This is a genomic window from Streptomyces sp. 11-1-2 (assembly GCF_003595545.1).
Classification (GTDB): Bacteria; Actinomycetota; Actinomycetes; order Streptomycetales; family Streptomycetaceae; genus Streptomyces; species Streptomyces hygroscopicus_B.
This window is the reverse complement of sequence record NZ_CP022545.1, coordinates 8,864,142-8,886,013: the sequence shown is the minus strand read 5'-3', so window position 1 is coordinate 8,886,013 and position 21,872 is coordinate 8,864,142. Positions and strand designations below refer to the sequence as shown.

Here is a 21,872-nt window from a genome sequence, read left to right as displayed (position 1 = left end):
CCCGTCACCCATTGCTTCCCGCGGCGGTCTCCCGGGCGGCGCGCAGCGACTCCTTGAGGGAGCCCATGGTCGCCAGGACCGCGGTGGGCTCATAGCCGCAGTGGGCCATGCAGTTGTCGCAGCGCGGGTCCTTGCCGCGGCCGTACTTGTCCCAGTCGGTCTCCTCGACGAGCTGGCGGTAGGTCGGGACATAGCCGTCGCTCATCAGATAGCAGGGGCGCTGCCAGCCGAAGAGCGAGTAGTTCGGGATGCCCCACGCGGTGCACGGGAAGTCCGCCTTGCCCTCGAGGAAGTCGAGGAAGAGCGGGCTGTGGTTGAGCCGCCAGCGGCGCCGGTTGCCCCCGGCGAACGCCTTGCGGAACAGCTCGCGGGTCTGCTCGACGCCCAGGAAGTGCTCCTGGTCGGGCGCCTTCTCGTAGGCGTAGGCGGGCGAGATCATCATCTCGTCCACCTCGAGCTCGTCGTTGAGGAAGTCGAGCACGTCGACGACGGTCTGCGGGGTGTCGGTATTGAAGAACGTGGAATTGGTGGTGACCCGGAAGCCGCGCCGCTTGGCCTCCTTGATGGCCGCCACCGCCTCGTCGAACACCCCCTCCTTCGCCACCGATTCGTCGTGCCGCTCCCGCAGCCCGTCGATGTGCACCGCGAAGGCGAAGTACGGGGAGGGGGTGAACAGATGCATCTTCTTCCGCAGCAGCATCGCGTTGGTGCACAGGAAGACGTACTTCTTCCGCTGCACCAGCTGCCGTGCGATCTCGTCGATCTGCGGATGCATCAGGGGCTCACCGCCCGCGATGGACACCATCGGCGCACCCGACTCCAGCACCGCGCCCACCGCCTGGGCGACGGGCATGCGCTGCTTGAGAACCCCTGCCGGATGCTGGATCTTTCCGCAGCCCTCGCACTTGAGATTGCACGCGAACAGCGGCTCGAGCTCGACGATCAACGGGAACTTGTCCCGCCGCTTGATCATCTTCTGTTCAAAGAGATACGTCGCGACCCGGATGGTCTGGCGGAGAGGCATGGCCATCTAGCTCACCTCCTGGGAGCAGCGAAGAACGGTGCCAGTGAAAGAAAGCGGGAAGAACGGTCCGCAGTACCCGGAAAGCTGATATTCCACCGCGCAGCGTGCCGATACGGACCAGTTCATGTTCAGGAGCGTCCACGACCACCCGGACGGCCGCAACCGGACGGACGCCGTGGCATACCGCGGTGCGCAGGGTCGCGGCGGACTCCATGTCCACCGCGATGGCGCCGGTGCTGTGCAGTGCGGCCCGCTCCGCGCCGCGCACCACATGGCCGGAGCCCACGACCGGGCCGATGTGCACGGCCCGGCGGGGGCCGCCCGGGAGCGGACCGGGGATCAGATGTGACAGGGCGTCGGCGAGGATCCGGGTGCCGGTGCATACGGTGCGGCCCGTCGGATCGCGGGTCTCGTCGGCGACGACGAGGTCCCCGGGGTGCATCCCGGGGGCCAGTCCGGCGCAGAAGCCGGTGGCGATGACGGCGGTGCGCGGCTCTCCGGGCTCGCCGGACACCCCGCGCCGCTCCATGGGCTCGCCGGACACCCCACGCCGCTCTCCGGGCTCACCGGTCCTTCCGGTCAGCGCCCGGGTCACGGCGCGCTCGGCCGCCTGCGGCCCCATGCCCGTGCGCAGCACGGTCACGGGCCCGGCTGCGCCGGGCCCTGCGCCGCGCAGGGCGAACCGCTCGATGCCGAGCGCACAGGCGATCAGCAGCGGAGCACCGCCGGCCTCCGGGGCCGGGTCGGCGGACATCAGCCGCTCCGCGGTCGCGCCCCGGTGGGCTCGCCGTGGACATACCGGCCTAGTGCCGTGACCGGGAAGACCTGCCGGTACAGGTGGTAGTTGATGGAGAAGTCCCAGGGGAAGCCGGTGCCGGTGAAGTACGGCTCGTCCCAGGAGCCGTCCTCCCGCTGGGTCTCGGTCAGCCAGGTGACCCCGCGCTCGACGGCCGCGCCGTCCCGCTCCCCCGCCGCCAGCAGCGCGAGCAGCGCCCACGCCGTCTGCGAGGCGGTGGAGGCGCCCCGGCCCATCCACTCGGCGTCGAAGTAGGAGCGCTGGTCCTCGCCCCAGCCGCCGTCCTCGTTCTGGACGCTCTCCAGCCAGCGGACGGCCCGGCGGACCGCCGGATGGGAGGCCGGGACGCCCGCGGCGATCAGCGCGGGGACGACGGAGCCGGTGCCGTAGACGTAGTTGGTGCCCCAGCGGCCGAACCAGGCGCCGCTCGGCTCCTGCTCGGACAGCAGCCAGGCGATACCGCGCCGGGTGCGGGCGTCGTACGTCCTCCCTTCGTGGGCGAGCATCTCGACGACATGCGCGGTGACATCGGCCGACGGCGGGTCGACGACCTCACCGAAGTCGCAGAACGGCAGCTTGTTGGGGAGCGGGCTGGTGTTGTCGACGTCGAACGCGCCCCACGCACCGTTCTTGGACTGCATGCCCAGGGTCCAGCGCATGGCGCGCCGCACGGCCGCCTCGATCCGCTCGGGCTCGGGGTGGTCGACCCGGCGCAGCGCCAGGACGACCTCGGCGGTGTCGTCGATGTCGGGGTAGTTGTCGTTGTGGAATTCGAACGCCCAGCCGCCGGAGGGGAGGCCGGGCCGCCGTACCGACCAGTCGCCGGGCCGGTCGATCTGCTCGGCCAGCATCCAGTCGGCGGCCTTGACCAGCGCCGGGTGGTCAGCGGGAAGCCCGGCGTCGGCGAGCGCGATGGCGGCCAGGCAGGTGTCCCAGACCGGGGACTGACAGGCTTCGATCATCCGGCTGCCGTCCTCGCGCCACACCGCGAAGCGGTCGAGCGACTCCAGACCGGCGCGCATCACCGGGTGGTCGAGGTCGTAGCCGACCAGATGGAGGGCGATGACGGAGTAGACGGCGGGTGGCTGGATGCCGCCCCAGCAGCCGTCGTTCTCCTGCCGCTCCACGATCCAGCGGGCGCAGGAGCGCAGCGCGGCCCGGCGCAGCGGGCGGAAGGCCACCTTGTGGTAGGCGTGCAGGGCCCGGTCCAGCCGCTGGAAGGCGCCGTCCCAGGAGGCGATGGGGGCCGGCGGGCGGGGCGGGTTGGGTCTGCGGGGGTCGGTGTGGAGCTCGTCGAGGGGGAAGGGGGCCGGACGCACCGGGCGTCTGGCCGAGACGATGGTCAGCGGCACGATGGTCTGCCGGGCCCAGCAGCCGAAGTCGTAGATGTTGAGCGGCAGCCACTTCGGGAAGTAGATGATCTCCGGTGGCAGCTCGGGCAGGTCCTCCCAGCGCCACCAGCCGAAGAGGGCCAGCCAGATCCGGGTGAACACCCTGGCGGCCGCGATGCCGCCCCGGGACCGCACCCAGGCGGAGGCGGCGGCCATGTGGGGGGCGTCGGGCTCGTCCCCGGCCAGCCGCAGGGCGACATACGCCTCGATGGTGGTGGAGAGCTCGGGCGGACCGCCGTGGAAGGAGGCCCAGGTGCCGTCGGCGCCCTGCTGGGAGCGGAGGAAGCGGGCGGCGGCGTCGAGGGTGTCGGGGTCCTGGATGCCGAGGAACTGCCGGAGCATCAGATCCTCGGCGTCCATGGTGACGTTGGTCTCCAGGTCGCCCTTCCACCAGCCCCGCTCGTCCTGGCGGGACAGCAGGTGCTCCACCGCACGGGCCGTCGCCTCACGGGCGATACTTAAGGTCTTGGACTCGGATGACTCGGAGGGTTGGACGGTCGGTGTCGCTGTCATGGCTTCCCCTCTGCAGTGTGGTCATCTGCCGTCTTTGGGGCTTCCGTCGGCCGGCACCTCGGCTGGGTGCCGGCCGGCGACTGCGAACTAGCGGTCCATGGCGATCATCTCTCTCGTACGACGACGAAGTCGGCGAGCGCCACGAACCGCGCCCGGATCTCGGCGGGCATGTCCACCGAGTCCAGCGCCTCCACGGCGGTCGCATGCTGTCTGCGGGCCTCCTGGGAGGTCCAGTCCCGGCCACCTGCTTGCTCGATCAACGCGGCGCGGACGGCGAACTCCTCCTCCGAGAAGTCGGCGAACTCCTCTTCCGGCTTGTGCGCGTCGGCCGCGAGGATCTGGGCGAGGCTCTCGGAGTCGGGGCCGCCGGCGGCGAGCGCGGCGACCACGGGAAGGGACTTCTTGCGCTGGCGCAGATCGCTCCAGGTCCGCTTGCCGGTCGCCTCCGGGTCGCCCCAGATGCCGAGCAGATCGTCGACGGCCTGGAAGGCGAGGCCCAGGTGGTAGCCGTAGCGCTCCAGGGTGTCGGCGGTGTGGTCGTCGGCGCCGCCGAGCACGGCGCCGATGGAGGCGGCGCAGGCGAGCAGGGCGCCGGTCTTGTTGCCCTCCATCTCCAGGCACTCCTCGACGGTGACCCGCTCGCGGTGCTCGTAGGAGATGTCCTGGGCCTGGCCGTCGATGAGTTTGCGGGTGGCCGCGGTGAGCCGGCGGGTGGCCCGCCCGGCGTCCGCGGTGCCGAGCTCCAGCAGTATCTCGTTGGCCAGGGCGAACAGGGCGTCACCGACCAGGATGGCCTGGGCCGGGCCGTGCACCTTCCAGACGGTGTCGCGGTGGCGGCGCTGCTCGTCCCCGTCCATCAGGTCGTCGTGGAGCAGCGAGAAGTTGTGCACCAGCTCGACCGCGACCGCGCCGGGCACCCCGGCCCCGGGGGCGGCGCCCGCCGCCTCGGCCGACAGCAGGGCGAGCGCGGGGCGCACGGCCTTGCCGCCGTCGCCCTCCGCCGGGTTGCCCTCGGCGTCGATCCAGCCGAAGTGGTAGGCGGCGACGGTGTCCATGGGCGGGGCCAGCCGGTTCACGGCGGCGCGCAGCACCGGCGTGGCAAGCGTACGGCCGCGCTCCAGCAACGCCATGACTCCTGCGGTGTCGACAGCTGGGGTCGCCGGGGTCACGGTCTCTCCTCTGTTCTTGGTGGTGGTGCTCATGCCGCCTCCTTGGGCGTCTCCCCGCCCGGGGCGGGGAGCGGGTTCACATGCGAGCGGCCGAGGTGGCTGAGGGCCGCCCGGGCGGCGGAAAGACCGCTGCGCACGGCGCCCTCCATGGTCGCGGGCCAGCCGGTGGCGGTCCACGCGCCGGCCAGGTAGAGGCCGGGCGCGTCGGTCGGGGCGGAGGGCCGCAGAAGGCCGACGCCGGGGACGGGGGCGAAGGTGGCGGTGCGCTCCCGGGTGACGAAGAAGTCGCGCACCGCTGCCCCGCGGGCGACCGGAAGCAGCCGCTCCAGCTCGGGCAGATAGCGGTCGCGCAGCTCGGCCACCGGGCGGTCGATGTCGTCGTACGCGGCGGACTGCGACACCGCCAGGTACTGGCTGTCCCCGGCCCCGGGCGCGTCCCTGAGCCCCGAGGCGTCCGTACGGTCGAAGACCCACTGGACGGGGGAGCCGATCGCGGCGAAGAACGGGCGGCGCAGCACCGTGCGGTCGTAGATCACATGCAGATTGAGGATCGGCGCGGTGCCGATGCGCAGCAGCTTGCCGGGGTCCTTCAGGGCGCCGTCGGGCAGCAGGGCGTGCGCCTCGCGCTGCGGTACGGCCAGGACCAGCACGTCCGCCTCGGCCGGTGGCTCGTCCCCCGGCCGCCCGGCCATGGCCACGCTCCAGCGGCCCTCGGGGGTGCGGGCGACGGCGGTCACCCGGGTGCGCAGCTCGGTCGTCACGCCCGCCGCGTCCAGGGCGCGGTGGGCGTGGGTGTGGTGCAGCTCGCCGAGCGGGGCGCGGGCCCAGCCGATGTCGGCGGCGTCGGGCCGGGAGAGCAGCCCGGTCTTGAAGACCATCGCGGCAAGGCCCAGTGAGGCGTTCGGCGCGGTGGCGTTGAGCGTGGCCACGCCGACCAGGTCCCACAGCGCCTCGACGGCGCGGGGCGACTGGCCGTGGCGGCGCAGCCAGCCGGCGAAGTCCACCCCGTCCAGCGCCGGGTCCTGGGGGTCGAGCCGCCCGAGGGCGAGCGCGGCGCGGCCCACCTGGGCGCGCTCGGCGAGGGAGAGATGGGGGTAGGTGGCCAGGCTCCTGGACAGATGGAGCGGCACCGGCAGGGCGGTGCGGCGCAGCCGGCCGAGCCGCCGCCCGCTCCGCCCCTGGGCGTCGAGGACGGGGATGTCCAACCGGCCCTGGAGCGGGGCGAGTCGGGCGGCGCCGACCCGGTCCAGGAACCACTGGTAGGCGGTGCAGCAGCGCAGGTGGACATGCTGGCCGTTGTCGACGGTCAGCTCGCCCGCCGGGGAGGAGCGGTGGAAGGAGAAGGCAAGGCCGCCCAGCCGGGGGCGGCCCTCGACCAGGGTGACCCGCAGCCCGGCGTCGGCCAGCTCGAGCGCCGCCGCCGTACCGGCGAGCCCGCCGCCGATCACCAGCGCGCTCCGCCCGGCGGGGCTGTGTCTGGCGGCCGGGGCGGAGCCCAGGGTCGAATGGGTCACACCGGCCTCCCGGTGCCGCGGCGCTCGACCGCGCGGGCGTCAAGACCGGCCAGCCCGCGCACCGCCACATACGCCTTCTCGTGTCCCGGCAGCGAGACGCGGCCGCGCAGGACGGCCGCGGGATCCTTGGCGATCCGGTCCAGGAGTCTGCTGTAGATGCCCGCCATCGCGGATACACACGCCCCGCTGCGCCGGTCCAGCAGCGGCAGCAGCCTAAAGCCCTCGGCGAAGAGCGCCCTGGCCCGGCGCACCTCGAAGTGGACCAGGCCGGTGAAGTCGGCGTCGGGCGGTGCGGTGGAGCCGCGGAACGCGTCGGCGCAGCCGAATTTGGCGAGGTCGTCGGCGGGCAGATAGGTGCGCCCGGTGGCGGCGTCCTCGCGCACGTCCCGGAGGATGTTGGTGAGCTGCAGGGCGAGCCCGAGGGTGTCGGCGTAGTACGGGGCGCGCTCGAGCTCGTCCTCGCTGTGGCCGGTGCCGGGGGCGGTCCCGAAGACGCCGAGCGACAGCCGTCCGATGGCGCCCGCCACGCAGCGGCAGTAGACCTTGAGGTCGTCCCAGGTCTCGTAGGTCTGCCCGGCCACGTCCATCAGCACGCCGTCGATCAGCTCGTCCAGCGCGTCGAGCGGGATCGGGAAGCGGTGTGCGGCATGGGCGAGGGCGACGGCGACGGGGTCGGTGTCGTCCTCCTCGATCCCGCCGCCCCGCATCCGGTCCAGCAGGGCACGGGTGTCCGCCAGCCGGGCCCGCTTGGCCTCCGGGCCGAGGGGGCCGTCGCCGATGTCGTCGACCCGGCGGGAGAAGGCGTACAGAGCCGACATCGCATGGCGCTTCTCCGTCGGCAGCAGCCTGATGCCGTAGGCGAAGTTGCGGGCCTGGTGCCCGGTCACGGCCTCGCAATAGCGGTACGCCGCGAGCACTGGCGCGGACGCGTGCGGAGATCCCTTCACGGTCCGGCTCACCCCTCTCTTCGCAGTGTCGCCCCCACCTCGCGCAGCAGGCTGAGCTTGGTGGGCCTGGGCGGTCCAGGGAGTACGTCATGTCCCGCGGCCGCGACCGCCCGCAGGGCGGCCCGCCCCCCGGCCACGAATCCGGCGAGCAGCACCTTGAGCCTGCCGTGGACGCTACCCACCAGGGGGGTGCCTTCATTCAGCAGGGCAGCGGCGCGTTCCGCCTCCTTCGCGACCAGGGCGCGCAACCGTACGCCGCCCCTGGGGGCGGCGAGGTCGGCCTCGGTCACGCCGAAGCGTTTCATGTCCTCGGCGGGCAGATACACGCGGTCCCTGCGGAGGTCCTCGGCCACGTCCTGCAGATGCTCGACGATCTGCAGGGCGGTGCAGATGGCGTCCGAGTGGCGGATCCGCTCGGGGCTCGCGGTGCCGGTGATGCCGAGGACGAGCCGTCCGACCGGGTTGGCGGACAGCTCGCAGTAGTCGAGCAGCTCCTGGTAGGTGGCGTACCGCCGGATCCGCTGGTCCTGGCGGTTGGCCTCGATGAGGCCGCGGAAGGGCTCGGGGGTGAGCCCATGGCGGTGGACGGTGGGGCGCAGGGCCGCCAGCAGCGGATGGCGCGGCTCTCCGAAGGGCTGGAAGACCCGGTGGAGGTCGGCCTCGAACGCGTCCAGCATCGCGAACGCGTCGCCCGCCTGGTCGCGGTCCAGCCCGAGCAGTTCGGCGTCGGCGCCGCCGGGGGCCAGATCGCCGTCGCCGATGTCGTCGACCAGCCGGGCGTAGCCGTAGACGGCCATCAGATCGGTGCGCCAGGCTCGGGGAAGGAAGAAGGGGGCCACGGGGAAGTTCTCGTGGGCGGCCTTGTCGAGCACGGCACGAACGGCTTCCTGCCCGCCGCTTCGGCTGCTCGACGTGGTATGGGACCCGCTGCGCTCGTCCTCGACGGTCACCGTGGACAGCCAGGCGTACGGGCGAGACCCAGGACGCCACGTGGATCCCGGCGACCGGGCCCCGCGGGAGCGCTGGAGATGGGCCGTCTAGCCAATGCCGTCACATCCCCCGTTCTACACCGGTTACCAGGGTCGGCACGATCCGGACACGCCGCTCCGTCTTGTCAACGGGCTCCGGCGCCTAGCCCCCGAAAAGGGGACAACGACCCGGCTCCGGCATGATCCGGACGGTGATTGCCATAGCTTACGCCTCTCGGTGTACACGTGTACGGGGCGATACCCCGATGTGACCTCCGATGTGGCGCCGGGCGGGTGACCGGCGAACGCCCCCGGGCCGGTCTCCGGGGGCCTTCGGACGGCCTCAGACGACCTCTTCGTAGAACTCGGCGATGTCCAGCACACGGCACAGATCGCGGAGCTCGAACTCGAAGAAGTGCTGACCCTCGGAGAGCGCGAAGGACATATGGCCGAGCGCCTCCATGGAGATCACCCCGTACAACCGCACCCAGCAGCGGAGCATCACGGCGATGGCGCCGGGGGGCATGTCGACGTCCTGGTCCTCGCTGAGCGCGGTGAGGGTGGTCGCGAGCCCGGGGTCGAGCTCCTCGACCTCCGGGGCGGGGAAGCCGCGCACCCGCCACAGATCGGCGACCAGATCGGAGAAGACGGAGCCGAAGACCCAGCTCATATGGCGCTCGGGCTTGGTCTCCTCACGGCCGAGCCCCGGGGCCCACGGGCCGAGGATGAGCCCGAACTCATGGGGGTGCTTGATCGCCCAGACGCGCAGCGCGCGGGCGCCGCTGATCCACCGGCGGCCCGGCTCCTCCTCGGGGTGCTGACCGAGGACCCCGCGCATGAAGCGGGCCATCTCCTCGAAAATGTCCACACGCAGCTGAAGGATCAGCGCATCCCGACTACTGAAGTAGCGGTAGACGGCCGGCGCGGTCATGCCCATCTCACGCGCGATGGCGCGGATGGTCACATTTTCCGGGCCCTCCTGAACCAGGAGCGTCCGGGCGACGTCCTTGATTTCACGGATGGTCGCGATGCGCAGGCGCTCGCGCCGTGAGTACGGTGCGACGTGCGCTTCCCCTGGCGACACGCGTCCCCCTCCCTGATGCTGCGCCGCTCGACAACCCGGCGTACACGCACACGATACAGCGCCTCCGTTTAGTGAACAGCGGCGGTGACAGTGGCTCTGGTTCAACTGCTAGTCCCCCGACCCTGCCACAGATCCGTGGGGTTGCCCCGCCGGTTGGCTCAGCGACCACCGTCCGGGTCAGCGGACGACGCGGGGGAGCGTCCGTACATACGTCGGACATTCATTCGGGAAGAAAGCGCGGGAGTGCTCTCGCAACGGCCGGGGAATCGCCGATCACCGCACTCGGTGCCACCCATGCGGTAAACGCTCTTGGCGGAGGTGAGATTGCGTTCCCGCCCGCCTCGGCAGGTGCGGGGAAACGGCCCGCCCCACCCGTTCCACCAGGAGCGGAGAGAAAACCGACCGGTCGGCACCGTGGATTTCCACTTCGGCCCGCCGGGAGAGCCTCGAACACCGAGGGAAAACGGGTCACGGCATTCCGGTCGGCGGCGCCGGGGCGTTCGGCCGTCCCGGGGTTTCCGCGGCTCAGCCGGAAGACGTCGCGGTGACACGGGATCACTGCCGCGTGGTTCACCCGGGGCCGATCCACTCACACGTCCGGCCCATACGAATAGGATGCGGCGGAAGCACGGGTGGTTACCTCAAGAGTGATACCGCCCTTGTCTCCCATATGGGGCAGCCGGGCCGCGGGCTTTCGCGATGAGACCAGGTCGGCTCCGAGAAGCCCGGACCGGGCGGTTCCCACGGACCTCGCCCCCCGGGTCCTCCCGCACCGCGTCCGTTTTCTCGTCAACATCATGCCGAGACGCGCTTTCCCCGAAAAGCACCCGCGCCTCGTGGATAACGATCTCTCACCCCGGCTCCCCGACTCCGGTGCGGGCGCGTTCCTTACCACGCCAGTTCGGTTCGCATTCGATCAGCAGTTCACTCCGCGCGAGTTCCTGACGCGCTTTCCCGGGCGAGATCGTCCGCGCGACATCAGGGAAGGCGGCGGGGTCCCGCCCGGCCCGGAACTCAGCTTCCGCTTACGCCTTCGGACCGCGGTGGAAGGGGACGCTCACGTCCATGATCACCGCCTTGCGCGGGCCCGCCGCCTTCTCCGCGACGGCCGCGGCGCACAGGGCGGCCGATCGCCCATAGGGGCACGCTTCCCAACTCGCCCTCCCCCAAGGCGTTTACGGATTTTTTACCACCCGTACGGCCTTCCGGCGGACGGGAAAGGGCGGGTTCGGCCACCAACGGGTGGATCGGGCCGGATCCGGGTGACGGCGGGGCCTACGGGTGGTGGGGGCAGGCGGCGGGAGCGGCGGAGGCGGTCCGCCGGGACGGGCGGGGCTCGGCGGTGCTCCGCTCGCGCGGGGTCACCGTCACCATCACGTTCTGCAGCGGCCGCAGCGAGATCACCGGCGAGCCGTACCTCAGCTCGGTCCCCGGGATCCGGCTGATCCGGAAGCGCTGGTTCACCATGGCCACGATGATGCGCAGCTCCAGCAGCGCCATGAAGTTGCCGACGCACTGCCGGGGCCCCGTGCCGAACGGGAGGTACGCCATCCGCGGCCGCTCCTTGATGGCCTGCGGGGTGAACCGGTACGGGTCGAAGGCCAGCGGGTTGTCCCAGTGGCGCGGGTTGTGGTGGGAGACCAGCGGGGACAGCAGCACCGAGGAGCCCGGTTCGATGTCATAGCCGCCGAGGGTGTCCGCGTCCACCGCCGCCCTGGGGAAGATCCAGATGGGCGGGTGCATCCGCAGGCTCTCGTCGACGACCATCTTGGTGTACGTGAGCGACTCGGCGCTCGCCACGTCCGGCAGCCCGCCCCCGAGCACCGTGGCGATCTCGGCGTCCAGCTCCTCCTGGACCCCGGGGTGGCCGGCGATCGACAGCAGCGTCCAGCACAGGGAGACGGCCGTGGTCTCATGGCCGGCCAGATAGACGGTGAGCAGCTCGTCCTTGATCTGCTGATCGGTCCAGGGCTCACCGGTGGCCGGGTCGGTGGCCTGCTCCATCAGCGCGATCAGCGGCCCCTCCCCGGTCTCCGCGTAGCTCCGGCGCACATCGGCCACGATGCGGTCGAAGACCCGGTGGATCCTGAGGATCTTGCGCTGACGGTCCGTCGGCACCCACGAGGGCAGCATCTCGGTGGCGGTGCCGCGCCGGAACATCACCTCCACCACATCGTCCACGATCGTCTTGAGCATGGCCGAGTCCGGCTTGATGTCGTAGGCGAACAGCGAGCGGCTGAGGGTGACCAGGGTCAGCCGCAGCATGTCGGTCATCAGGTCGACCGGCTCACCGGCGGCGGCCTTGCGCTCCCAGGTCTCCAGCATCTCCTCGGTGGCCCGGATGATGTTGGGGATGATGTCGGTGATGGCGTTCTTGAGGAAGACCGGCTGCACCGCCCGCCGGTGGGCGCGCCAGAACTCGCCGTCGGTGGTGAGCAGTCCCTTGCCCATGACCACGCCGAACTGCTCGTAGAGCGGGCCGCGGACGTAGTTGCCGTTGTTCTCCACCAGCACCCGGCGCACCGCCTCGGGCTCGGTCACCTGGTGCACCAGGAAGGGGCCGAGCCGCATCCGGACGATCTCGCCGTGGTCGCGCTGCAGACCGAGGAGGAATTCGGCGGTGTTCCGCTTCCAGGGGCCCAGACTGCCCATCAGCGGGACACCCTTGGGGCCGGGTGCCAGGCGCGGTGCGGAGGTCGCTGTGCTCATCGGTGGTCTCCTTGCTTTCGCGGCCGCGGCCCGCGGGGCACCGGAAAGAGGCGGCGCACGAAGAGATGGTCGAAAAGGGCGTCGGGCGCGAGGCGCCGCAGGGCGATCGTGCTGTGGGCGAGGAGTCCGACGGGGTAGCGGGCGCGCGGCCGGGAGCCGCGGGCGCCCTTCGCCACCACCTTCGCCACCCGCCGGGCCACGTCGTCGGACTGGATCGCGAAGGTGCCCGCCAGGGTCCGGCGGCTGCCGGTGTAGATCGCCTCGAAGTACTCGGCGCTCTCCCGGCGGAAGGTCTCGTAGGTCCGGCTCACCGGCCGCAGATTGGCGACGTAGGTGGCACCGAAGCGGGTGGTGCGCACCGGGCCCGGCTCGACGAGGACGACCCGCACCCCGAAGTCGGCCACCTCGTTCCGCAGGGAGTCGCTGAGCGCCTCCACGGCGTGCTTGGTGGCGTTGTAGAAGCCCGAGCCGGGGACGGCGTAACGGCCGAAGATGGAGGAGATGTTGACGATGGTGCCGCCGCCGTGGGCGCGCATCGCGGGCAGCACGAGCTGGCTGAGCCGGACCAGTCCGTACACATTGGTCTCGAACTGCTCGCGCACCTCGGCCATGGAGGCTTCCTCGATACAGCCCGACATGGCGTAGCCGGCGCTGTTGACCAGCGCCCCCACCGCGCCGTGCGCCGCCTCGACCTTGGCGACCGCGGTGGCCATGGACTCCTCGTCGGTGACGTCGAGCGCCAGGGTGTGGATACCGAGCGCCGCGAGCTCATCCAGCGTCTCGGGCCGCCGTGCGGTGGCGTACACGGCATGCCCGGCCCGGTGCAGCCGCAGCGCGCACGCGCGGCCGATTCCGGAGGAGCAGCCGGTGATGAGGACCGGGAGGCCGGCCCCGGGTCCCGGGGCCGGCGAGCGGCCGGTCACGCGGGGGGCGCGTCGAACGCCCCGAGCTGGGTGGCGAGGTCGTAGCTGTCCATGGAGAACCAGCTCTCCACGATCTTGCCCTCGTCGTTGAACTCGTCGATGACGATGCCGGGGATCTCCAGCGCGCGGCCCTGCGCCGGGATGATGCCCGCGTAGGCGTCGCCGGTGTGGGTGCCGCGTGCGGTGAACCGGCTGACGACCTTGTTCCCGTCCAGGATCCAGTCGTTCACGGTGACCTGGAGGTCGGGGAAGGAGGCGCGCTGCAGCCGCACCCACTCCTTCAGGTGCTCCACGCCTTCCTTGCCGTTCTCGGCGGTGCCGTGGCTGATGTGGTCCTCGGTGGCGCCCTCGTAGATGACGTCCAGATTGCCCTTGTTGAGGCACTGCTCGTAGTAGCGCTCGAGGACGGCCTTGTTCTGTTCGGGAGTGGACATGGGGTTCCCTTTCTATTCCGTGGTGTTTCCCAGCGGGCCGGAGAGTCCCGAGACGGTCGCCACGGGGTCCCCGGAGTCTGCGTCGGTGATCCGCCAGACGCCGAGCGAGGGATCGCCCTCGACGCGGGTGGGTCCGCGCTCGGCGGAGTGCGGTGTGATGCGGCCGAGGATCAGTGGGTCGGCGGTGACCGAGAGCCCGTCGCCCTGGGTGGTGCACCGCCGCACCACGTTCTCCAGGGCGGCGACCGGAAGGGCCGTCCCGGGCACGAGGGGCGTCGCCCACAGGTCGGCCGGCAGGCAGCGCGGAACCTCGGCCACCAGCCGGCCCTCCGGCTCCACTCCCCATGCGCACAGCGGCACCACGGCGCCGCGCCAGTGCAGGAACGGCGGCCCGGAGCGGAGGGTGGTGGTCTGCCGGACGGTGGGGCCCGGTGGGGCGGGCGGCCGTGGCGCGCCGGTCTCGTGGACGATGCGCAGGCCGGCCTCGGGGCCGTCCCCGGCCCCCTCCCGGCGGTAGCGGACCTCCACGACCCAGTTGTGCCCCTCGTGGAAGCCGCGGGCCTCGCGGACCAGCCGGATCGCGGGGCCGTCCAGGCGCAGCAGCGACAGCGGCACCACGATCTCCTCCAGAACACCGGCCGTCAGCGCCGGGAAGTCCTCCGGGACGATCCATTCGGCGGCCCGCAGGGCGTTCTCCAGCAGGAGGGAGGGCGGCAGCGCGGGGGCGCCGTCGACGCGGAAGTCGCCGAGCGCGGGGGTGTGTTCGGGGTCGAGGACGACGCGTGCCGTCATCCGGGCGTGCGGCTGGTAGGCGGTCACCTCGCCGAGGTGGAAGATCTTCGGATAGGCGGTGGCGAAACCGGGCAGCGCGGGCACCACGGGATAGCCGATGGCCTGTCCCGGGTCGATGGCCTGGCCCAGCGGCCCGACGAAGGTGACCTCGCCCTCGGAGGCCCCCAGCAGTTCGGCCCGCCAGCGCTCCAGCCCGTCCGCCACGTCGATCGCGGCCATGTAGCGCAGGGTGGCGGCGAAGTTGGCGATCAGCCCGATGCGGTCCCAGGTGGGCCAGGCGAGGGTCATCACGGGGAACGCGGCCCGGCGGGCGGCCCACTGGCCGAGCCTGGCCAGCCCGTCGTTGGCGGCGGCGTATTCGAGCTGGCCGACCATGCCGCCGAGGCGTCCGGTGAGGGAGCCTACGCTGCAGAAGAACTTCAGGTCGCGGTCGCGCACCTCCTCGAAGACGTTGAGGAAGCCCTCGATCTTGACCTCGACGGTGCGCAGGATCTCCTCGTCGGTCTTCTTCGGCAGCCGGGCGGAGGTGTCCACTCCGGCGTTGTGCACCACTCCGGCGAGCCTGCCGCCCTCCAGCGCGTCCTCGCGCCGGATGAGCTCGCGCACCTGGGCTCGGTCGGTGAAGTCGCAGCGCGCGTACTCGACGCGCAGCCCCTCCCGCCGGGCGCGGGTCAGATGGGTGGCGAGCTCCCACAGGCGGTGGGTGCGGGCGAGCCGGGCCCGGGTCTTCGCGGGCGACTCGCCCTTCGTACGGCCCGCCCAGACCTCCTTCTCGTACCGCTTCCACCCGGCCTCGTCCACGCCGAACCAGGGCTCGTCCCCGCTCGGGAACGGCTCCCGGCCGGTGACCACGACCCGTACGCCGTGCCGGGCGGCCAGCGACCTGGCCAGCTCCCAGCCGATGCCCCGGCCGCCGCCGGAGATCAGCACGGTGTCCTCGGGGCCGAGGGTGAGGGCGGGCGCGGCCACGGGCCGGTCCTCGGGGGTGAGGGTGAACCGGCGGCCGTCCCGGTGGCCGACCTCGATCTCGCCGGTGCGGCCGAGCTCGGCGGCGACGATGCCGGGCAGGCCGGCGGAGGCGGCCAGGTCGATGTCCACGACGCGGGCGTTCACATTGGGGAACTCCCGGTGCAGGGTCTTGGCGAGCCCCGCCCAGATGCCGCCCAGGGGCTGCTCCAGACCGTCCCGCGGATGCTGGCCCATCCCGCCGCCGAGATAGCTGACGGCGAGATAGAACAGCCGGTCCGCGGTCGTCTCCGCCGCCCAGTCGTCGTAGACGCCGCGCAGCGCGGTCACGGTCCCGGTCAGCGCCTGACGCCAGGCCCCGGCGAAGGCGGCGGGGTCCGGGTCGTACGCCCGGCCCACGGTGAGGTCGACGATGGCGTCCACGGGGCCGGGGCCGTCCGGCTCCCGGCGCACCAGCGCGCCGTGTTCCTTCAGTTCGCGCTCCACACCGGCGGCGATGTCCTCCTCGCCGCCGATCAGCAGCACCCGTATCCCGGCGAGCCGGGGGTGCGGCCCGGCGGGGCGCGGCAGCTCGCTGAGCCGCCACACCATCCGGGTCACCGGCTGGACCGGCGCGCCTTCCTCGGCCACGGTCATGTCCGGTCCTCCCCCGCTGCCGCCTGTTCGACGGGGACGGCCTCGCCGGTCTCGGCGTCGATGTAGCCGATGAGAGTGGCCCGCATGTCCTTCATCTGCAGGAGCATCCGGCCGTCGGGCCGTACCGCCACGAAGCGGTTGCTGATGGCGTCGGCCGTCAGATCGAAGCCGGGCGGGGTGACGAAGAGGTCGACTGCCTCGCCGGAGGCGGCCAGATCGTGATCGCTGATCTCCTCGTACAGATCGATCCGGCGGATCGACAGCGGCGCGGCCACCGGCACCAGATGCCCGTCGACCAGATCCAGCACCCCCACCCGGGCCAGCCCGTCGAGCAGGATGGACGGCACGGTGAACCGGGACCACACCGGGTCGCCCGCCGGGATGTCGGGCGCGTAGCGGGCGCGCTTGCCGCGGGGATGGATCCGGGTGTCGGTGGTGGAGACGAACGGGCCGGTCAGCCGCACCGGGGAGCCGGGCTGGTGGTACGGGTCGGGGACCGGGGTCTCCTCCCCCGTCGGCCACTCCTCCCAGCGCGGCGCGGTGGGCGCCTCGGTGTCGAGCAGCACCCGGGCCAGGAAGTGGACCCGGTCCTTGACCAGGACCACTCCGCTGGGCGCGACCACGTCCTCGGTGATCCGCACCTGGACGACGGTCACCTCGCCGGGGCCGTCGACCAGTTCCGCGCGGATGCGCCTCGGACCGGCCGGGAGGTCGCGGTAGACCCGCAGGAAGTGCTCGAAGCGCAGGTCCTCGAAGGCGATCACCCGCTTGCCGGGGACCAGGGCGCGGGCGGCCTCGGCGGCCAGTTCGGTGACGAAGGTGCCGGGCAGGGTGGCCTCGCCGCGCACCGTGTGGTGCTCCAGATAGCCGTCGGTCTCCAGGTCGAAGGCGCACTCGTAGACCACCGACCGCTCATCGGACTCCAGCAGCCGGCGCAGGAAGAACCCGGGCCGCTCCGCCTCGCCCGTGGTGGCCAGATAGCCGGGGTAGAAGCGCTCGACGGTGGCGCGCTCGGCGTCGCCGAGGTGGACGACGGAGGGGCGCCGCACGGGGGCGTGCAGCTCCTGGACGAAGTGGTGGATGCCCTCGGCGATGGCCATGTTGCTGTACGACCCGGCGCGTTCGTAGTACGCCTTGGTCAGCTCGTTGGCGCCCATGCCGACGCCTTCCCACAGCGTCCAGCCGATGGTGAACTCGTCCGTGCGCGGATCGGTGGCCCGGGTGTGGGTCGCGGCGGCGGCCAGGAAGTCGTTGGCCGCGGCGTAGTCGGCCTCCCCGAGCTGTCCGAAGTAGCCCAGCAGCGAGCCGAAGTTGCACCACAGCCGGGGCGGCGCGGTGCGCAGGGCGCGCTTGAGGTGGAGGTAGGAGTCCAGCTTCAGATCGCGGATGGCGGTGAACTCGGCGAAGCTCTTGTCCTTGATCAGCCCCGAGCGCTGCAGCCCGGCGGCGTTGACCAGCAGGTCGATCCGCCCCTGCTCGGCCAGAACTTGGCCGATCGCCGCGTCCACCGCGCCGCCGTCGCGCATGTCGCAGGCGAGGTAGGTGACCCGGCCGGCCCCGCTGTGGGCGGCCATCTCGTCCAGGTTCCGGCGCGCCGAGCGGGCGTTGACCATGCGGTCGAACGCGCGGTTGATGTCGGCGACGGTGCGGCCGTCGCGCCGGGCGATCTCCGTCTTGATGTAGCCCGCGCGGCGGGCGGCGAACTCCTCGTCGGTGCCCTCATAGGTCTCCGGCGGCCAGTCGTCCAGGGAGTTGCTGCCGAGGACGTAGATCCGGGGCCGGAAGTGCTCGGCGACCGCCTTGACCACCTCGGCGGTGATGCCCCGGGCGCCCCCGGCGACCACCACGACGGAGTCCCGGCCGAGAACGGCCGGCGCCCCCTCGCCGGGGCCGCCCGGCTCGTCGGAGAGCAGATAGGTCTTCCGTACGCCGTCGATGTCGAACACCGCGGGGAAGACCCGATCGGCCGCGCTCTCCTCCTCGGCCCGGGCCATCGCCTCGCTGAGGTCGGTGGCGGAGGTGCAGAGCGTGAAGGCGAGGCAGGCGTCGCGCTCCAGGGCCGCGGTCTTCCACAGCCCGGTGAAGAGCCCGGTGTACGGATGCGGGGTGCCGTCGGGCGCGGCGCCCAGCAGCAGCGCCACGGCCGAGGAGCCGGGGTCGCCCAGGTCGTCGTAGGCGTGCTGGAGCGTCAGATAGGCGGCGTCGTGCAGGGCGGTGAGGCCGGGCGCGGGGCCGTCCGCGGGCGCCTGGCCGAGGTCGGCGACCACCCTGAGGTGGATGGCCCCGGGGCCCGCACCGGCCAGAGCCCGGCGCACCGACTCCTCGGTGACCTCGGGCAGATGGTGCCAGCCGGGGCGCGGGGCCCCGAGCGGCGCCGTGGACAGGACGGTGAGGTCCGCCTCCGGCGGAGCGGCACCGGCGAGCAGCTCGGGCGCGTCGGTGAGCACCACCGCGCCCGCGGGGAGGAACGGGGTGCGCTCGCGCACGGTGCGCGCGGGCAGCTCGGTCAGGACGGGCACCTGGCGGCGGACCCGTACGGGGGTGCCGTCCGCGAGCCGCCCGTCGGTGGCGAACGCGGCGGGCAGCGCGGCCGGGGCCGCCTCCGCGGGGCCGGGCCCGGCGTCCTCACCGGTCCCCGGGATGGTCAGCCGGAGCCGGGCCCCGGCGGCGCCCTCGCTCTCGTCGGTGGCGATCTCCACGCTCCCCGAGGGCCGGTGCAGCGCCTTGAGGACGGCGAGACCGCCGGCCGCGCCGAGATAGCGGGCGTGCTCGGGGGCGGGCGCGCCGCACATCAGGATCTCGTCCGGGGCGGCCTCGCCGCGGCCCGCCTCGACGGCACCGAGCGGTTCGTCCACGTACGCGAGCACCTCGAGCCCCGCGGCGCGGGCCCGCTCCTCGGTGGTCAGGGCGAACAGGAAGGCGCCCTCGGCGAGTTCCTCGGCCTCCGGCGGCAGCAGCTCGCCGATCAGCGTGCGGTACTCCGCGAGGCTGTTGCCGTTGATCCCGCCCGCGAGCGCGAAGTCGAGTTCCCCGGTGCGCAGATAGCGGCCCGCGGAGGTGATGGAGGAGACGGCGGAGGCGAAGCCGGAGTCCATCGTCATGTTCGGGCCGTTGAGGTCGAAGTAGTTCGCCACCCGGGCCGAGATGATGTTGGGCATCTGGCCGGGGAAGGAGTCCTCGTTGGAGGCCGGGATCATGTCGCGTACGCGGTCGCCGAGCCGCTCCAGAACACCGGGCAGGGCATCGGAGTCCAGCTCGCCGATCGCCTCGGCTATGTCGTCGAGATAGCAGCGGTTGGCGTAGAGCATCGCGGCGCGGGTCGGGCCCATATGGCCGACGAACACGCCGGTCTTGAGCGCCTGCTCCTGCCAGAAGTCCGGCATCTGGTCGCGGAGTTGATGGGCGCACTCCACGATCATCAGCTGGCAGCGGTCCAGAGCGCGGATGGTCTTGGGAGGCAGCCGCACCTTGTTGAACGGCGGCGCCGGGTACTCCTGGCCGAAGCTGTCGCGGGGGCGCGGACCGCCGCCCAGCCAGCGGGTGACCTCCTCGCGCCCCTCCAGCCCCGGCAGATGGGCCGACCAGCCGACGATCGCCACCCGGCTGCCGGGGTCGGGGACCTTGGTGACGGTCGCGGGGGCCCGGTCGGTGGCGGTGGCGCTCGCGGCGGCGGGGCGCGGCCGGTGCTCGGAGACGATCAGATGGGCGTTGGTGCCGCCGAAGCCGAACCCGGACACCGCGGCCAGCCGCGGGCCGTCCGGCTTCCCCGGCCACTCCTTGTGCTCGGGGGTGATCTCCAGTCCGGTCTCGGCGAGCCGGAAGTCCTCGCGGGGCCGGGAGAAGCGGAACTGACCGGGGATGGTGTGCTCGGCCAGGCCCAGCAGGTTCTCGATGAGCGAGACCACGCCCGCCGCCCAGCCGGTGTGGCCGATCAGGGACTTGTTGGAGGTGACCGCGGCCGGTCCCGCGGTGCCGTAGTACTCCCGCAGCGTGGTGAACTCGGCGAGGTCACCGGCCGGGGTGCCGGTGGCGTGGGCGTTGACCCAGCTCACCGCACCGCCCTCGACCTCGCCCGCCTCCAGGGCGCGCCGTACCGCCAGGCTCTGACCCGCGGCGTTGGGCGCGTAGATGGCCTTGCCCTTGCCGTCGGAGGACGAGCCGAACGCCCGGAGCACCCCGAGCACCTCGTCCCCGTCGGCCCGCGCCCGGCTCAGCCGCTTGAGGACGACCAGCGCGGCGCCGTCGGCGAAGATCACCCCGTCGGCGTCCTCGTCCAGCGCGTGCACCTCACCGCGCTTGGAGAGCCCCTGGAGCTTGGAGAAGAGCACGGTGCCGCGCGGCGCGAGCGCGAAGGCGCCACCGCAGACCGCGATGTCCTGCTTGCCCATGAGCAAGCCCTTGGCGGCGATGTCGATCGCGTACAGGGAGGAGGAGCAGGCGGTGTCCACCATGTGCAGCTCGGTGGAGGGCGGCAGCAGCCCGCGCATCGCCAGCTCGCCGACGCGGTGCGGCAGAAAGCGCGAGCGGTCCTGTCCGGCGCGCCAGTAGCGGCGGGCCAGGGCCGCTTCGATGTCGCCGCCGAGGGTGGTGCGCTCGCCGTCCTCCAGCGGCAGGTCCCGGAGGATGTCCTGCGTCATCCGGGTGACGCTGTCCAGCACCCCGGCCTCTTCGAGGTGCTGGCTGCCGTCGGGGGTGTAGCCGACGACGAAGGAGCAGCGGTCGGTGTCCTGGTGGCGCACCCCGTCCAGGGCCTGGACCAGGCTGTGGCGCAGCCACATGGTGGTCAGCTCGTGGTCGTCCGTGCCGTCGGCCATGCTGTCGACGGAGCCGGGGGCCGCCTCGAAGTCCGTGATGAAGACGCAGCGGTCGGCGTACGCCTTGTCCTCGGCGGCGGTGTCGACGGCGTGGAAGTTCTCATGCCGCCAGCGGTCCCGGGGGATCTTGACGAACAGCTCGTCACCGGTCGTACGGAGCTTCCAGAACTCCTCGGGGCTGTTCGCCCCGGCGACCGCCAGGCCCATGCCGACGACGGCGATCGCGTCGTCGGGGACATCGGGGGGCAGGTCGGGGCCGGGCGCGTCCACGGCCTCGGCGACGGCCGCCTCCGTGACGGCGGCGGCCCGGTGGCGTACGGGCTCGGGGGCCACGACGGGTTCGGCCTCGGGCGCCGGGGCCACGACGGACTCGGGCGCCGGTGCGGCCTCTTCCCGTACGGGGGCGGCGGCGGGCGGGGACAGGAGCGCGGCGCCCAGCGTCAGTCCCCCGTCCGCGAGCACCACCTGTCCGGTGATCCACCGCGAGGCGTCGGAGGCCAGGAAGGCGACGACGTCGGCGAACTCCTCAGCGGTGCCCAACCGTCCGAAGGGCGTCGCCCTGGCGATCACCTCCTGCATCTCCCGGGCCCGGGGGAACTTGTCGGCGACATCGCTTTCGAGCATCGCGGCCGAGGCGGTGTTCACCCGGATGCCGAGCGGGGCGAACTCCACGGCGAGATAGCGGGTCGCCGCCTCGGCGGCCGCCTTGGCGGGGGCGCAGGCCGAGTAGTTGGCCATCACCATCTGCGAGCCGCCGAGCGCCGAGACGGTGACGATCGACCCGCCGCCGGTGCGCGCCATCAGCGGGGCCGCGCCGCGGGCGCAGCGCAGTCCCCCCTTGTAGTTGGTGTCGATGGCCTTGGCGATGTCCTCGTCGGTCACCTCGGCCAGGGGCAGCAGGGCCCCGTTGGCGGCGCTGTTGACCAGGATGTCCAGCCGCCCGTGGCGCTCCTCGATCTCGGCGAACATCCGGTCGACCTGCTCCTGCCGGGCCACCGAGGCCCGTGCGAGTTCGACCCGGGCGCCGGTTGCCACCAGTTCGTCCCTGGTGCGCTTGGCCTGGTCGTGCGAGTGGAAATAGTTGAGGACGATGTCGGCGCCGCGGGCCGCGAGGGTGCGCGCGATCGCCTTTCCCACGCCCTTGGAACCTCCGGTGACCAGGGCCACCTTCCCCGTGAGGTCTTTCATGGAA

At 72.3% G+C, this 21,872-nt stretch carries 13 protein-coding genes; all 13 read right to left on the bottom strand.

What is annotated here, in order from left to right:
* Nucleotides 1-4: 4 nt before the first annotated feature.
* Nucleotides 5-1,030, bottom strand: a complete 1,026-nt coding sequence (gene hpnH, locus CGL27_RS38095; protein ID WP_119992211.1) for an adenosyl-hopene transferase HpnH — start codon at nucleotides 1,028-1,030, stop codon at nucleotides 5-7.
* Nucleotides 981-1,778 carry a 1-hydroxy-2-methyl-2-butenyl 4-diphosphate reductase gene (locus tag CGL27_RS38090; RefSeq protein WP_119992210.1) on the bottom strand — a complete coding sequence of 266 codons (798 nt, stop codon included), beginning with the start codon at nucleotides 1,776-1,778 and terminating at the stop codon, nucleotides 981-983. Before CGL27_RS38090 ends, hpnH begins: the two co-directional genes overlap by 50 nt.
* Nucleotides 1,778-3,724, bottom strand: a complete 1,947-nt coding sequence (gene shc / locus CGL27_RS38085) for a squalene--hopene cyclase (protein ID WP_078640006.1) — start codon at nucleotides 3,722-3,724, stop codon at nucleotides 1,778-1,780. Before shc ends, CGL27_RS38090 begins: the two co-directional genes overlap by 1 nt.
* A gap of 104 nt (nucleotides 3,725-3,828) precedes the next feature.
* Entirely contained in the window at nucleotides 3,829-4,926 is a 1,098-nt protein-coding gene (locus CGL27_RS38080; RefSeq protein ID WP_119992209.1) for a polyprenyl synthetase family protein, read from the bottom strand.
* Nucleotides 4,923-6,407, bottom strand: a complete 1,485-nt coding sequence (hpnE, locus tag CGL27_RS38075; protein WP_240450783.1) for a hydroxysqualene dehydroxylase HpnE — start codon at nucleotides 6,405-6,407, stop codon at nucleotides 4,923-4,925. The genes CGL27_RS38080 and hpnE overlap by 4 nt, the downstream gene beginning before the upstream one ends.
* Nucleotides 6,404-7,354 carry a presqualene diphosphate synthase HpnD gene (gene hpnD / locus CGL27_RS38070; RefSeq protein ID WP_078647236.1) on the bottom strand — a complete coding sequence of 317 codons (951 nt, stop codon included), beginning with the start codon at nucleotides 7,352-7,354 and terminating at the stop codon, nucleotides 6,404-6,406. The genes hpnE and hpnD overlap by 4 nt, the downstream gene beginning before the upstream one ends.
* An 8-nt stretch (nucleotides 7,355-7,362) precedes the next feature.
* Nucleotides 7,363-8,226, bottom strand: coding sequence for a squalene synthase HpnC (hpnC, locus tag CGL27_RS38065; RefSeq protein ID WP_119992208.1), 864 nt, complete (start codon nucleotides 8,224-8,226; stop codon nucleotides 7,363-7,365).
* A 439-nt stretch (nucleotides 8,227-8,665) separates the two neighbouring features.
* On the bottom strand, nucleotides 8,666-9,406 hold the full coding sequence (locus CGL27_RS38060) for a TetR/AcrR family transcriptional regulator (protein ID WP_078640009.1): 741 nt from the start codon (nucleotides 9,404-9,406) through the stop codon (nucleotides 8,666-8,668).
* Between the two features lie 1,275 nt (nucleotides 9,407-10,681).
* A complete protein-coding gene (locus CGL27_RS38055; RefSeq protein WP_119992207.1) occupies nucleotides 10,682-12,115 on the bottom strand; it encodes a cytochrome P450 in 1,434 nt (477 codons plus the stop codon).
* The gene (locus tag CGL27_RS38050) at nucleotides 12,112-13,038 is read right to left on the bottom strand and encodes an SDR family NAD(P)-dependent oxidoreductase (protein WP_078640011.1); all 927 of its coding nucleotides are present in this window, start codon (nucleotides 13,036-13,038) and stop codon (nucleotides 12,112-12,114) included. Before CGL27_RS38050 ends, CGL27_RS38055 begins: the two co-directional genes overlap by 4 nt.
* Nucleotides 13,035-13,472, bottom strand: coding sequence for an ester cyclase (locus CGL27_RS38045; protein ID WP_014056060.1), 438 nt, complete (start codon nucleotides 13,470-13,472; stop codon nucleotides 13,035-13,037). The genes CGL27_RS38050 and CGL27_RS38045 overlap by 4 nt, the downstream gene beginning before the upstream one ends.
* A 12-nt stretch (nucleotides 13,473-13,484) precedes the next feature.
* Nucleotides 13,485-15,866 carry an SDR family NAD(P)-dependent oxidoreductase gene (locus CGL27_RS38040; RefSeq protein ID WP_119992206.1) on the bottom strand — a complete coding sequence of 794 codons (2,382 nt, stop codon included), beginning with the start codon at nucleotides 15,864-15,866 and terminating at the stop codon, nucleotides 13,485-13,487.
* Nucleotides 15,863-21,868 (bottom strand): SDR family oxidoreductase, encoded by a 6,006-nt coding sequence (locus tag CGL27_RS38035; RefSeq protein WP_119992205.1) that lies wholly within the window; start codon nucleotides 21,866-21,868, stop codon nucleotides 15,863-15,865. Before CGL27_RS38035 ends, CGL27_RS38040 begins: the two co-directional genes overlap by 4 nt.
* Nucleotides 21,869-21,872 lie beyond the last annotated feature (4 nt).